10 protein-coding genes and 1 pseudogene are annotated in these 13645 nt (G+C 65.5%); 9 read left to right on the forward strand and 2 right to left on the reverse strand.

Going from position 1 to position 13645, the window contains the following annotated elements; translation table 11 throughout:
• The first annotated feature begins 134 nt into the window (after nucleotides 1-134).
• The 3 genes from BM372_RS18695 to BM372_RS18705 are packed head-to-tail and all read left to right on the forward strand — an operon-like array spanning nucleotide 135 to nucleotide 4202.
• Nucleotides 135-2180 (forward strand): glycosyltransferase family 2 protein, encoded by a 2046-nt coding sequence (locus BM372_RS18695; protein WP_090956963.1) that lies wholly within the window; start codon nucleotides 135-137, stop codon nucleotides 2178-2180.
• Nucleotides 2177-2689, forward strand: a complete 513-nt coding sequence (locus BM372_RS18700; RefSeq protein ID WP_090956946.1) for a DUF7793 family protein — start codon at nucleotides 2177-2179, stop codon at nucleotides 2687-2689. Before BM372_RS18695 ends, BM372_RS18700 begins: the two co-directional genes overlap by 4 nt.
• The gene (locus BM372_RS18705; RefSeq protein ID WP_090956947.1) at nucleotides 2673-4202 is read left to right on the forward strand and encodes a putative bifunctional diguanylate cyclase/phosphodiesterase; all 1530 of its coding nucleotides are present in this window, start codon (nucleotides 2673-2675) and stop codon (nucleotides 4200-4202) included. Before BM372_RS18700 ends, BM372_RS18705 begins: the two co-directional genes overlap by 17 nt.
• A 165-nt stretch (nucleotides 4203-4367) precedes the next feature.
• Here the strand turns inward: BM372_RS18705 and BM372_RS20790 are convergent, their stop codons facing one another.
• The gene (locus tag BM372_RS20790; protein WP_177236072.1) at nucleotides 4368-4517 is read right to left on the reverse strand and encodes a hypothetical protein; all 150 of its coding nucleotides are present in this window, start codon (nucleotides 4515-4517) and stop codon (nucleotides 4368-4370) included.
• Nucleotides 4518-4849: 332 nt separating this feature from the next.
• Between BM372_RS20790 and BM372_RS18710 the strand changes: the two genes are divergently transcribed.
• Nucleotides 4850-5761, forward strand: coding sequence for a hypothetical protein (locus BM372_RS18710; RefSeq protein ID WP_090956948.1), 912 nt, complete (start codon nucleotides 4850-4852; stop codon nucleotides 5759-5761).
• Nucleotides 5762-6277: 516 nt separating this feature from the next.
• Here the strand turns inward: BM372_RS18710 and BM372_RS18715 are convergent.
• On the reverse strand, nucleotides 6278-6928 hold the full coding sequence (locus tag BM372_RS18715; protein ID WP_090956949.1) for a hypothetical protein: 651 nt from the start codon (nucleotides 6926-6928) through the stop codon (nucleotides 6278-6280).
• 77 nt (nucleotides 6929-7005) lie between these two features.
• Here BM372_RS18715 and BM372_RS18720 point away from each other — a divergent pair, with 77 nt between their 5' ends.
• The 5 genes and pseudogenes from BM372_RS18720 to BM372_RS20905 all read left to right on the forward strand — a co-directional run.
• Nucleotides 7006-7863, forward strand: coding sequence for an inositol monophosphatase family protein (locus BM372_RS18720; RefSeq protein WP_177236073.1), 858 nt, complete (start codon nucleotides 7006-7008; stop codon nucleotides 7861-7863).
• Nucleotides 7864-8088: 225 nt separating this feature from the next.
• On the forward strand, nucleotides 8089-10737 hold the full coding sequence (gene pcrA, locus BM372_RS18725) for a DNA helicase PcrA (protein WP_090956950.1): 2649 nt from the start codon (nucleotides 8089-8091) through the stop codon (nucleotides 10735-10737).
• Nucleotides 10738-11167: 430 nt separating this feature from the next.
• Entirely contained in the window at nucleotides 11168-12337 is a 1170-nt protein-coding gene (sucC, locus tag BM372_RS18730; RefSeq protein ID WP_090956951.1) for an ADP-forming succinate--CoA ligase subunit beta, read from the forward strand.
• Between the two features lie 12 nt (nucleotides 12338-12349).
• Nucleotides 12350-13252: a succinate--CoA ligase subunit alpha gene (sucD, locus tag BM372_RS18735; protein WP_090956952.1), complete on the forward strand. Its 903-nt coding sequence runs from the start codon at nucleotides 12350-12352 to the stop codon at nucleotides 13250-13252.
• A 104-nt stretch (nucleotides 13253-13356) separates the two neighbouring features.
• Nucleotides 13357-13645, forward strand: a pseudogene (locus BM372_RS20905) (hypothetical protein); the annotation flags it as partial.

Genomic DNA, 13645 nt, shown 5'->3' on the forward strand with positions numbered 1-13645 from the left:
TGGCGGCCTGGGTCGCCTATGTTATTTCCACAATCTTGAGGGAACTTGCGAACAACCCGAATGCCGGTTTCCGGTTTCAGTTTGAAACGGTTTCCTATCTTGTTGTTGTAACATTCCTGACTTTTTCGGCCCTCATGTATCTGATGGCCCGCCAGGGAGCCCTGTACCGGTTCCGCGACCACGCCAGGGTGCCGCGCGGCGAGCTGGACCGGCACTTCGCCGGATACTCCGAAGGCATCACGGTGCTGGTTCCCTCCTACGCCGAAGAACCCCAGGTGGTGCGCGCCACGCTGTGGTCCGCAGCCCTGCAGGAGTTCCCGGATCTCAAAGTGGTACTGCTCCTTGATGACCCGCCGAATCCCTCGGACCTGGGCGACAAGGTCCGGTTGGACAAGACCCGTGCGCTGACCGGCGAGATCGCCGCCCAGCTCAGCGTGCCGGCCGCCCGCTTCAATGCGGCCCTGGCCGAATTCCGGCGCCGGGCCAATGTGCACGACAAGGCGCACGACGGCCGCGGCAATGCGGCCGAGGTGGCCCTGCTGATTGCCGAATACGAGGCGGCCGCCGAATGGCTTGAGTCCATGGCCGCCGCCGAAACGGTGGAAGACCACGTTGACGAGTTCTTTGTCGACCTCGTCCTGATGGGCCTGGCCCGCGAGCTGAGGCTTGTGCTCCTGGGACTGAACGCTGCGCTGGCACAACTGGCGTCGCCGCCGCGTTCCCGGATCGAGGAGCTGTACCTCCGGCTGACCTGGATCTTCAACGTCTCCACCGAAACGTTCGAACGCAAGAAATACGCAAGCCTCTCACACGAGGCGAACAAGGCCATGAACCTCAACGCCTACATATCGCTGATGGGCCACACCTGGAACAAGGAAACCACCGCCGACGGCGTGGTGCTGCGCAAGGCGGCGGCCGACGCCGCAGCCGCCCCCGGCGACGTCCTGGAGGTCCGCGACACCACCTACCTGTTGACGCTCGACGCCGACTCGCTGCTTCTGCGCGACTACTGCCTCCGGCTGGTCTACTTCCTGGAGTCGGCGGGCAACGAGCGCGTCGCGGTGACCCAGACCCCGTACTCCTCCTTCCGCGGCGCCCCGACCCGCATCGAGCGCATCGCCGGAGCCACCACCGACCTCCAGCACATCCTTCACCAGGGAAAGACGTACTACGGTGCGACCTTCTGGGTGGGCGCGAACGCGGTCATCCGCAAGCGGGCCCTGGAGGACATCGTGGAAGTGGAGACCACCGGTGGCTTCGAGATCCGGACCTACATCCAGGACCGGACCGTCATCGAAGACACCGAATCCAGCATCGACCTCGGCCAGCACGGCTGGACCCTGGTGAACTATCCAGAACGGCTCAGCTACAGCGCGACGCCGCCGGACTTCGGCTCCCTCGTCGTGCAGCGCCGGCGCTGGGCGAACGGCGGCCTGTTGATCCTGCCGAAGCTGTGGGCCCAGCTGCGCCGGCACCGGTCCGAGCGCCGCGTGATCCTCTTCCGGGAGGTGCTGCTGCGGGTGAACTACATGGCCTCCATCGCCTGGGCGAGCTTCGGCCTGGTCTTCCTCCTGGCCTACCCGTACGACAGCCGGCTGCTGAGCCCGGTCGTTTTCCTCGCTGCCCTGCCGTACTTCCTGGCCATGGGCAGCGACCTGCGCGACTGCGGGCACCGCTTCAGTGACATCTTCCGGATCTACGGCTTCAACCTCGTGCTGCTGCCCGTCAACCTGGCCGGCGTCCTGAAATCGCTGCAGCAGGCCGTCACGGGCGACAAGATTCCCTTCGCCCGCACACCCAAGGTCAAGGACCGCACCGCGGCCCCGGCCCTCTACGTCCTGACGCCGTACGCGATCGTGGCCTTTTCGCTCCTGACCGTGTGGCGGGACGCCCAGGCGGGGAACTGGGGCAACGTGGCCTTCGCCTCCCTGAACGCTGCCCTGGCCGCCTTCGCGATCCACGCCTACATCGGTGTCTTCAACTCCGCAGTGGATGTATTCCTCGGGGTGGTTAACTGGCTGTACGTCAGCCCGCGGGCCAGGACAGTGAAGGAGAGCCCTGTGATTGCCAAGACAGCCGAGGAAGTCGACTGGGAAACGATCCTCTATCACGGCGACCGCCGGCTGAACCGGGACCTCCGAGGCTCCACGGACCGCCGCCGTCGAATTGCCGTCCGATGACTGTCGAGGCCCTGGCCGGGCCCGACGAGCGGCTGCCGGACGAGACAGCCGGCGGCATCCAGGGTGCCGCGATTGGTGCGGCCCGGGCCATCCAGGGTGCGGCGATTGATGCGGCCCGGGCCATCCAGGGTGCGGCGATTGATGCGGCCCGGGCCATCGGCGTGCGGATGCTCGAGGGCGGCATCATCGAAGTCCTGCTGCCCGCCAACCAGGAGATCCAGGGGCCGGAGGCCCGCATCGCCGGTGAGGCGGTCCGTTCCCTCGCCGCCGGGCGGCGAGTGCCGGTGATCCTGGTGATCACCGGCGTCGTCGGTGTCAGCGTTGAGGCGCGGCAGGCCTACACCGGATCCATAGCAGCTACAGCGTTCGCCCTGGTGGGCGAGACCCCGGTGGACCGGGTCATTGCCCACTACCTGCTGCGGTCCAGGGGTGAGTCGATCCCGGCGCAGTTCTTCACCTCCGAATCCGCGGCCATCGAATGGTTGAGGCAGTATGTCCGTGAAGAATGACGCGCAGGACCCCAGGCTGCACGCCCTCGTGGAAGGCATTGTGCGGATTGCCGGAGGCGATCTGAGCACCAGGATCCCGCACTCCGGTGCCCGGGACGACGTCGCCGCCGTCATTGCCGGCATCAACCTGATGGCCGATGATCTGCAGACCATCTATCAGGAGCTGGAGGAGCGGGTCGAAAGCCGCACCGCCATGCTGCGTGAGGCGCAGGTGGAGCTTGAACGCATGGCGCTCACCGACCCCTTGACGCAACTCGCCAACAGGACGGCCCTCAACTCGGTCCTGAGCCATGCCCTGGCCGAGTCCTCGCGGGGGGAGATGCCGCCGGCACTCCTGATTCTCGACCTCGATTCCTTCAAGGGAATCAACGACACCCTGGGGCACAGCGCCGGTGACGACGTCCTGCGCGCGATCGCGCGCCGCCTGCAGGACGCCGTCCGCGAGACGGACACGGTGGCGCGCCTTGGCGGCGACGAATTCGCCGTCATGCTGCCGAAGTCCAATCTGGTCCGGGCGCGCCGGGTGGCGAACAGGATCCTTGCCGCACTCAGCGAGAGCCTCGACGTCGGTGGTCTGAGAGTTACCTGCGGAACCAGCATTGGCCTGCGGATCGCGGACCCCGGTCAGTCCGTTGACGACCTCGTCATGGAGGCAGACACGGCCATGTATGCCGCCAAGGCCCAGCCGCACAGCAGCATCAAAGTGTTCGAGCCCGCCCTGCTGTATGCGCGCCGGCTGCAAAGCGTCATGGTCACGGAAATGCGCGAAGCCATCCAGCAGGACCAGCTGACCCTGCACTACCAGCCCGTGGTGGACCTCGCCACAGGCAGGGTCGAAGGCGTGGAGGCGCTCGTCCGGTGGAACCACCCGGAACGCGGTCTGCTCATGCCGGACCAGTTCATTCCCCTGGCCGAGGAAACCGGGATCATCGTGGACCTGGGCCACTGGGTGCTGCGCAACTCCGTGCGGCAACTGCGGCAATGGCAGCAGGACCAGCAGGTGGACAGCACCTTCAACGTGCGCGTCAACATCTCCACCACCGAACTGCAAAACCTCGAACTGATCGAACACGTGCGGGACATCCTCAGGGAGACCGGGGTGGATGCGTCCAACCTGATCGTTGAGCTGACGGAATCCATGGCGGTCAACGGCGGGGATATCGACCAGTACTCGCTCAACGGCCTGCGTCGGCTTGGTGTGCAGCTTGAGATCGATGACTTTGGCACCGGCTATTCCTCCATCAGTTACCTGCGGAAGCTGCCCGTGAACGTGGTCAAGATCGACCGGAGCCTGATCAGCGGCTTGGGCGCCGACGAACAGCAGCGGGATTTCGTGTCCGCGGTGCTGCATCTCATTCACGCCTGCGGCCTCAAAGCGCTGGCCGAAGGCATCGAGACCGCGGAACAGGCGGAGGTCCTGCGGGAGATGGGCTGCAGCAGCGGACAGGGCTACTATTTTGGCCGGCCCGCCCCGGCCGGGGAATTTGTGGCTTTGATCAACAGTCGTTCATAGACCCGGTAGGCGCGCTAGCGGGGAAAGTGTCGTTGAGGTGTTTGGGCTGGCCTGGGCCTAGCCGTGATGAATGCTGAACGACGTCCACTAAGGAAAGTCCCTTAAAGAAAAAGCGGCGGGCTCCGGACATGATGCCCGGCGCCCGCCGCAACGGTGCTGTTTCCGTTAGTTCTTCGGAGTGGAGTTCGGCCACCAGCCGACTGCTACAACAGAGCCCTGGCTCGATCCGCTGGAAGCAGACACTGCTGCCGAGGTGGACAGGCCGGCGCCGGCCAGCGCGCCAGCGACGAGGAGCGTTGCGAGGACTTTCTTCATGTGGGACTCCTGATACGTAAGAGGCTGATGTGACTCATGTGTCGTATGTTGCAGGTTCAGTATAGGGCCAAACGACACGCCGTTGCATAACGATTCGTGCAGCAACATAAGCTTTCGTGATATTCGCGCGAAGCTGCGCAAGTCCTTTGTGAATATTGCGTAGGTCTTGCTTGTGCGCTTTGTTCATTTCCGCTCCCGCGGCAACGGATAATTGAGACATGCACCAACGCTCCGTGTCACCGTCGTACGCCGCTGCAGAGTTAGAGGCCCGGGAATATCGAACCAGCCATGACTTCCGCCGTGCGGCCAGCAGCGCGCGAGTGGCTTGGGAAATGGCGAGGAACGATGGCGACCTGACGGCGGCCTGGGCCATGCGGCTCTTTCAGGCGGAGAATCTGCTCGACGCCGGCGACTTTGAGGCCTGCGCAGAACTTGCCGCTGAGCTGGTTAATGGTGCCACCGGCGCCAAGGCTGAAGATGCCCGGGGCAAAGCGAATATCCTGCTCGCAAAAGCCCGGCAGGGTGCCGGCATGCTGGGGCAGGCGGCCGACGCAGCGCGAATGGCGGCGAGTTTGTCCTCGGGTGCAGGGGACGTGGAGGATAACGTCAAAGCCCGCCAGGCCCTCATCGCGGCCCTCGCCGAAAGCGGCAGGCTAGAGGAGGCCTGGAACGAGAGCCTCCTACTGGCCGACGATATATCCAATGAGGTCGACGACCAGCTGGTCGGCAAGGCCTATTGGGTCATCGGCAACGTTGCCTTCCTCTGCAACAAAGTGATCGAGGGGCTTGAATATCACGAACTCGCGGCCGAAACGTTTTCGCCGGCGCGAAATCTCGATATTTGGGCCAAGTTCAACAAGGCTTCCGCGGCCATGCGGCTCGCCGCTGACGTTGCGGACGCGGAAACGCTGCGCTGCATTGAACGCGCGGAACTTGCCACTGATGTCATCGGCGGCACCGAAGAGGACCACATACTGCTCAAGCTGAACCGAGGCCACTGGAACTTCCTGGCTGGAGACCCGGCAGCGGCGGTCGAAACTGTGGGCAGTATCTTCCCCGTTGCTGAGAAAATCTCGCCGCAGATTCTGGGTGAGGCGTACCTATTGCTGGGACGGTCCCACGGCGCCCTGGGAGACACGGCCGAAGCCAGGAAAAACCTGCTGGAAGCCGCTGACTACTTTGAGAAGTCAGGAGCCCCGCAGCGTGCCGAGCAGGCCCTGGAATTCCTGCGGGACGTCCCCTGACATTCCATTGACCGTGGCTCTCGACCCGGGTTGGCGTGCCCGGACCTGCTGACCGTGGCTCTCGACCCGGCTTGGCGCGGACATGTCCCGTACTTCGGAGTGGACATGTCCCTCGCTTGCGGTAGGGACCGGACGCAATGGCCCGATGCCCAGCGGCAGCGCACAGGGATGGACATGTCCGGTAATCGGCACTGGAAGCGGCGGATATGACCAACGCCCGTGCTCAGGGATGGACATGTCCCTTTTGATGCGGGCCTTGGACGCCTTGGAGGGGGCATGTCCCTCGCTTGGGGCGAGGACTGGACATAACGGCGTGATGCCCAGCGGCTGCGACCAGGGCTGGACATGTCCCTCGGCTGGAGCTGGCTGCGAGCAACTTCTCCACCGGCCGGGCCCAAAGATGGACATGTCCCGTGATCCGCGTCGGGTGCGAGGGGCATGCACAAAGCTCATGCTCAAGGGTGGACATGTCCCTTGGCCGGAGTCGGCGTCCGGGCAGCTGTCCAGCGGCAGGGATCAGGGCTGGACATGTCCCGGGGCAGGGGACCCAGCGGCGCCCTTGCGCCCGAGGAACACGGCCACGCCGCCGGCCACAAGGCTCAGCGCCAGGAGGATCCAGCCGGCCACGGTGAGTCCGGAGGCGAGGGCGACCAGACCGGCGTCGGCGGTTCCGGCAGAAAGCACCGCGTCGATGACCGTGTTGCCCCACAGCCGGACCGCCGCAAAGAGCAGAGGGAGCGCCCAGAGCGCCCAGCGCAGGGACTTTCGGGCCACGTTCGTTCCGATCAGCAGCAGCCACGTGAAGCCGAAGATCAGCGGGAAGAGGGTGCCGGCGGTTTTGTGGACGTAGCTCAGCTGGCCCCGGGCGGCGTCGTCCATGGCCGCGTGCAGTTGCCCCACGAACCCCTGATCGAAGCCGCCGAGCATGGAGTCCGGCATGGCCAGCCCATTGGACAACTGCGTGAGCTGGTTGAGGGTGAGGAGGTGGAGGTACCAGAAGAGGAACAGGCTGGCCACGACGCCGGCAATCACAATCAGGTTGCTGTTGCTCTGCGCCTTCTGCGGCGTCCGGTCGGTGGTCGGATTGATCACCGGGGGGAGCTGATGCTGGGGGACCGCCGCGTTGGCGCCGTGCTTCTTGATCCGCTGCGCGGGTGTCTTGGCCATGGCTCCATTATCGCCCGTCCGGCACGGCCGCCCGGCCCCGCTGTTCACTGCCAGCAGGCGCCGATAGTCTGGACCGCGTGACCGAACTAGGAAAACACCGGCTGGGCCGGCACAGCACCGCAGATCTCGACCCCTCCCTGGATGACTACCAACTGGCCGAGTCCCTGGTCCGCGAGGCCGGGACCCTGGCGCTGCTGATGCGGCAGGCCGGGCTGGAAGGCAAGCAGAAAACCTCGGTCTCGGACGTCGTCACCGCCGCCGACCATGCCGCCGAGGCTTACGTGCTGGAGCAGCTCCGGCGCTGCCGGCCGGACGACGCCATCCTGGGTGAAGAGGGCGCCTCCGTGGCGGGCAGCAGCGGCCGGACCTGGGTCATTGATCCCGTCGACGGCACCTACAACTTCCTGCACGGCTCCACCTACTGGTGCTCGGCCATTGCCCTAAAGGATTCATCCGGAACGGGGCTCGGCGCTATTTTCCAGCCGGAAGAGGACAAGCTCTGGCTCGGCGGGACAGCCCGGGCCGCGACCCTCAACGGCGAAAGACTCCTCACCTTCCTCCCCGACGCATCCGGCGGCAAGGGACGAACGGACACGCCCGTCTCCGAACTCGGCGCCGCAACGTACATCCACCCGACCTGGCTCGCCGATCCGATGTGTGCCATGCCCTGGCATGCGGCGGCGACATCGGCGGCCGCCCTGCGCATGTTCGGATCGGGCTCCTGCGACCTCAGCCGGGTGGCCGACGGCGAGCTCGGCTGCTGGTTCCAGCACAGTTGCCCCGAGTGGGACTGGTTGCCCGGCAAGGCCATCGTCGAGGCGGCCGGCGGCGCCACCGACGTTGTGCGCGTCAACGGACTCGACTGGTTCATTGCGGGAGGTACGACGGCGGTGCGGCAGTTGCGTGCCGCGCTCAGTTCGGCAGCGGTGGGCTAGCCTTCCCCCGCGCCGTGCGTGCCGGGAGGACATGCTCATTGTTTAAGCCCCGGTCCGGGGACATGCTCATTTTTCAGCACCCGCCCGGGGGCACATGCTCATTCTTTGTTGTTAGGACCGGGCATAAGGGGATTATGTCCGCTGGCCGCGGGCAGCGGAGGGCATGTGCCGAGGGGGCGGACGCGGGTGTCAGTGCCACCGCCTAGACTTAGATACACCATGGATATGTTGTTTGACCCTTATGCCGACGGACCCTTCCAAGCTGCCTCCAAGTCGGCGACAGGCACAAAATCCCCCGCCGCGTCCGGCCTGGACGGGCAGGATTCAGGCGCGGGATTCGGTCCGGGCGGCAACGGGGGCGGATTCGGCCTTGGCGGCAATAGCGCCGAGGGGCGCGGCGCCGGGGGTGGATTCGTTACTGGCGGTAATAGCACTGACGGGCATGGCTCCGGCGGCGGATTCGGCCCGCGCGGCGCCAGCGGCAACGGCGGCCATGCCACAGACGGCGGCTGGGACCGTCCGCAGCTGCCGAACGCCAGCGAGCTCCTCGAGGGCCTGAACCCGCAGCAGGAGGAGGCAGTCAAGCACACCGGCAGCGCCCTGCTCATCGTGGCCGGTGCGGGGTCGGGGAAGACCCGGGTGCTCAGTAACCGGATCGCCTACCTGATCGCCACGCGCCGGGCGCACCACGGCGAGATCCTGGCCATCACCTTCACCAACAAGGCCGCGGCCGAAATGCGGGAGCGGATCGAGGCCCTGGTCGGCGGCCGGGCCAAGACCATGTGGATCTCCACCTTCCACTCCTCCTGCGTCCGAATCCTGCGCCGTGAAGCGAAGAACGTCGGGCTCAACTCCAACTTCTCGATCTACGATTCCGCCGATTCGCTACGGCTGATCACGCTCGTCGCCAAGAACTTGGACCTGGATCCCAAGCGCTTCCCGCCCAAGGCCATCCAGCACAAGATTTCCGCGCTCAAGAACGAGCTCATCGACGACGACTCCTACGCCTCCAGCGCCAACTACAACGATCCTTTCGAGCAGGCCGTCGCCGAGGTCTTCAAGGGCTACACCCAGCGCCTGCGCCAGGCCAATGCCATGGACTTCGATGACCTGATCGCCCAGACCGTGTACATGTTCCGGGCGTTCCCCGCGCTCGCCGAGTCCTACCGGCGGCGCTTCCGGCACGTCCTCGTGGACGAATACCAGGACACCAACCACGCCCAGTACGCCCTGGTGCGCGAAATCGTCGGCGAGGGTCCCGATGCTTCCGAACTGACCGTGGTCGGCGACTCCGACCAGTCCATCTACGCCTTCCGCGGCGCGGACATCCGCAACATTGTGGAGTTCGAGAAGGACTACCCGGACGCCCGGACCATCAAGCTCGAGCAGAATTACCGCTCCACCCAGACCATTCTTAGCGCCGCCAATTCCGTGATCTCCCGCAACCCGAACCGGCCGGAGAAGCGGCTCTGGACGGCCGAGGGCGACGGCGAGAAGATCGTCGGCTACGTCGGTGAGAACGAGCACGACGAGGCCCAGTTCATTGCCAAGGAAATCGACCGGCTGCAGGATGAGGGCAACCTGCGCCCCGGCGACGTCGCCATCTTCTACCGCACCAACGCCCAGTCCCGCTCGATCGAAGACGTCCTGGTGCGCGTGGGACTGCCCTACAAGGTGGTCGGCGGCACCCGCTTCTACGAGCGCAAGGAGATCAAGGACGCCCTCGCGTACCTGCGGGTCCTGGTCAACCCGGACGACGACGTCAACCTCCGCCGGATCCTCAACGAACCCAAGCGCGGAATCGGTGACCGCGCAGAGGGTGCCGTGGCTGCCTTAGCCGAGCGTGAGCGCACATCCTTCATGGCCGCCGCAAGGCGCGCCGACGAAGCCCCAGGCATGGCCACCCGCTCGGTCAACGCCGTGCTGGGTTTCGTGAAGCTCCTCGATGACCTGGCCGAGGTGGCCTCCGGTTCCGGCGCGGCCGCCGCCCTGGAAGCCGTGCTCGAGCAGACCGGATACCTTGCCGCGCTGCGTTCCAGCACCGATCCCCAGGACGAATCGCGGGTGGAGAACCTCGCGGAACTCGTCGCCGTCGTGCGCGAATACGAACGCGACAACCCGGACGGTTCCCTGGGCGCGTTCCTGGAGCAGGTATCCCTGGTGGCTGATGCGGACCAGATCCCCGATGCCCCTGGCGGTGACGCAGATGACCTCGCCGCTGCGGTCGCGGAGGCCAAACGCCTGGGCGTCGTCACCCTCATGACCCTGCACACAGCCAAGGGGCTCGAATTCCCGGTGGTCTTCCTCACGGGCATGGAGCACGGGCTGTTTCCGCACCAGCGCTCCGCCACCGATCCCAAGGAACTGGCCGAGGAACGCCGGCTGGCCTACGTCGGGCTTACCCGTGCCCGGAAGCGCCTCTACCTGACCCGCTCGGAGGTCCGGAGCATGTGGGGCCAAAGCCAGTACAACCCCGCGAGCCAGTTCATCGAGGAGATCCCGGCCGATCTCGTCGAATGGAAGCGCGAAGGGGCCAGCCGACAGTCCGGCGGCTGGGGCGGCGGCGCCGCCATCGGTTCCAGCCGCTACGGAGGATCATTCTGGGGCGCCGGAACCGCCCGCGGCACCGGGGCAGGCCCTTCCGCGGGCTTCAGCGCCGATGTTCCCGCCGCCGTCGCCAAGAACAGGGTCCAGCCGCAGAAGGAAGTCGTCGCCGTCAGTGTGGGGGACAAGGTCAACCACACCAGCTTCGGCAACGGCACCGTCCTGGCGGTGGAGGGCGCCGGGGACAAGACGGTCGCCAAGGTGAAGTTCGACGTCGGCGAGAAGCGCCTGCTGCTGCGCTACGCGCCGCTGACCAAACTGGACGCCTAACCCGCCGCCGGACCGCCGCCGTCCGCGACCGAGCGCACCGCCTGCTGAAACGTCCGCCCGCCCCGCCTGCGGAAACGCGTCCGGCGGCGCGTTTGGCGGCTCAGGTGAGGTGCGGACCGGGTGCGGTTCCCCGATCATTACGGCCGCACTTCCGGCGTCGTCCGGCAGCCCGCACTGACGCCGTCGAAGGCCCCAAAAACCGCGTAATCTAGCGGTTTTTCTACGCCCCATAGAATAGTGTCCTTACTCACATAACAGGTAGTCTGGGACGGGCTGGTCCGATCAAAGGACTAGAGTTCCAAAAGGAGCATTGCGCCGTGTGGCTCGTTTCCAACTTGTCGCAGGGTGCGTTTATTCCGCAGCCCGGTAACCGCGAGTACGCGGGGTCCGGCTGTACAGAAACTACTTCGACGTAGAAGGACACTAAACCGTGGACCTGTTTGAATATCAGGCGCGCGATATGTTCGAGGCGCACGGTGTACCCGTGCTTGCCGGCATCGTGGCGCACACCCCTGAAGAAGCAAAGGCAGCTGCCGAGAAGATCGGCGGCGTAACTGTCGTCAAGGCACAGGTTAAGGTCGGTGGCCGCGGTAAGGCCGGCGGCGTTAAGGTCGCAAAGACCGCTGATGAGGCGCTGGAACACTCCACCAACATCCTCGGGATGGACATCAAGGGCCACACGGTCAACAAGGTGATGATTGCCCAGGGTGCGGACATCGCCGAAGAGTACTACTTCTCCGTCCTGCTGGACCGCGCCAACCGCAACTACCTAGCCATGTGCTCGGTCGAGGGCGGCATGGAAATCGAGCAGCTCGCCGTCGAGCGGCCCGAAGCCCTGGCGAAGGTCGCTATCGATCCGGCCGTCGGCATCGACCAGGCCAAGGCCGACGAAATCGTCGCCGCGGCCGGTTTTGCTGAGGAGCTGCGCGGCAAGGTCGCCGCCGTCATCCTCAAGCTCTGGGACGTCTTCAAGAAGGAAGACGCCACCCTCGTAGAGGTCAACCCGCTGGTCAAGACCGGCGCCGGCGAGATCGTTGCCCTCGACGGCAAGGTTTCCCTCGACGAGAACGCGGACTTCCGCCACCCCAAGCACGCCACCCTTGAAGACAAGGAAGCTGCTGACCCGCTCGAGGCCAAGGCCAAGGAGCAGGACCTGAACTACGTCAAGCTCGACGGCGAGGTCGGAATCATCGGCAACGGCGCCGGACTGGTCATGTCCACCCTGGACGTCGTCGCGTACGCCGGCGAGAACCACGGCAACGTCAAGCCTGCCAACTTCCTGGACATCGGCGGTGGAGCGTCCGCCGAGGTCATGGCGGCCGGTCTCGACGTCATCCTGGGCGACGAGCAGGTCAAGTCCGTGTTCGTCAACGTCTTCGGCGGCATCACCGCGTGCGACGCGGTGGCAAAGGGCATCGTGGGTGCGCTGGCCGAGCTGGGCCACTCCGCGAACAAGCCGCTGGTCGTCCGCCTCGACGGCAACAATGTCGAGGAAGGCCGCCGCATCCTGGCCGAGGCCAACCACCCGCTGGTTACCCTGGCCGCCACCATGGACGAGGGCGCCGACAAGGCCGCCGAGCTCGCCAACGCAGCGAAGTAAAGGGACCCGACTATGTCTATCTATCTGAACAAGGACTCCAAGGTCATCGTCCAGGGCATCACCGGCGGCGAAGGCACCAAGCACACCGCCCTCATGCTCAAGGCCGGCACCAACATTGTGGGCGGCGTCAATGCCCGCAAGGCCGGCACCACGGTCCTGCACGGCGACAACGAGATCACCGTCTTCGGCACCGTCAAGGAAGCCATGGCCGAGACCGGCGCCGACGTCTCCATCGTCTTCGTCCCGCCGGCCTTCACCAAGGACGCCGTCGTTGAAGCCATCGAGGCTGGCATCGGCCTCGTCGTCGTCATCACCGAAGGCGTGCCGGTTCAGGACTCCGCAGAGTTCTGGGCACTGGCCCAGTCCAAGGTCGACGCCGACGGCAAGCAGGTCACCCGCATCATCGGACCGAACTGCCCCGGCATCATCACCCCTGGCGAGGCCCTGGTCGGCATCACCCCGGCCAACATCACGGGCAAGGGCCCGATCGGCCTGGTCTCCAAGTCCGGCACCCTGACCTACCAGATGATGTACGAGCTGCGTGACCTCGGCTTCTCCACCGCCATCGGAATCGGCGGCGACCCGGTCATCGGCACCACCCACATCGACGCTCTCGAGGCCTTCGAAGCTGACCCCGAGACCAAGGCAATCGTCATGATCGGCGAAATCGGCGGCGACGCCGAAGAGCGTGCAGCCGACTTCATCAAGGCCAACGTCACCAAGCCGGTTGTCGGCTACGTGGCCGGCTTCACCGCCCCGGAAGGCAAGACCATGGGCCACGCCGGTGCCATTGTCTCCGGTTCCGCGGGCACCGCCCAGGCCAAGAAGGAAGCCCTCGAGGCTGCCGGCGTCAAGGTCGGCAAGACGCCGTCCGAGACCGCCAAGCTCCTGCGCGAGGTTTACGCGGCCCTCTAGGTCGCAGCCAGCACAAGCAACGCGGGGTCACTTACGGCCCGTTCCACCCGGCGAGTTCTAGCGGTCGTTGCAACACTCAATGAAAATTGGGAGTTGCAACGACCGTGTCGTCTTTAGCGGAAGCACCACGAACCAGCAGGAAATACACGCAGGAGCAGAAGGACGAGTTCTTCTCGGTTCTGGATCGGTTGGGTAATGTGGCCCGGGCTGCCGAGTCACTGGGCTTTAACCGGTACACGTGCCGGAAATGGGCAAGGCGTGCCGGGTTCCGGGGCAGGCCCGGCGGCCCGGTTCATCCCGGGCTCGGGGAGTATTTCCGGCTGCGCAAGGCCGGCAGCACACGCAGGGAAGCTGCCAGCGCGGTGGGCGTTAACCCGCGCACCCCGCAGGACT

The organism is Arthrobacter sp. ov118 (genome assembly GCF_900116495.1).
Classification (GTDB): Bacteria; Actinomycetota; Actinomycetes; order Actinomycetales; family Micrococcaceae; genus Arthrobacter.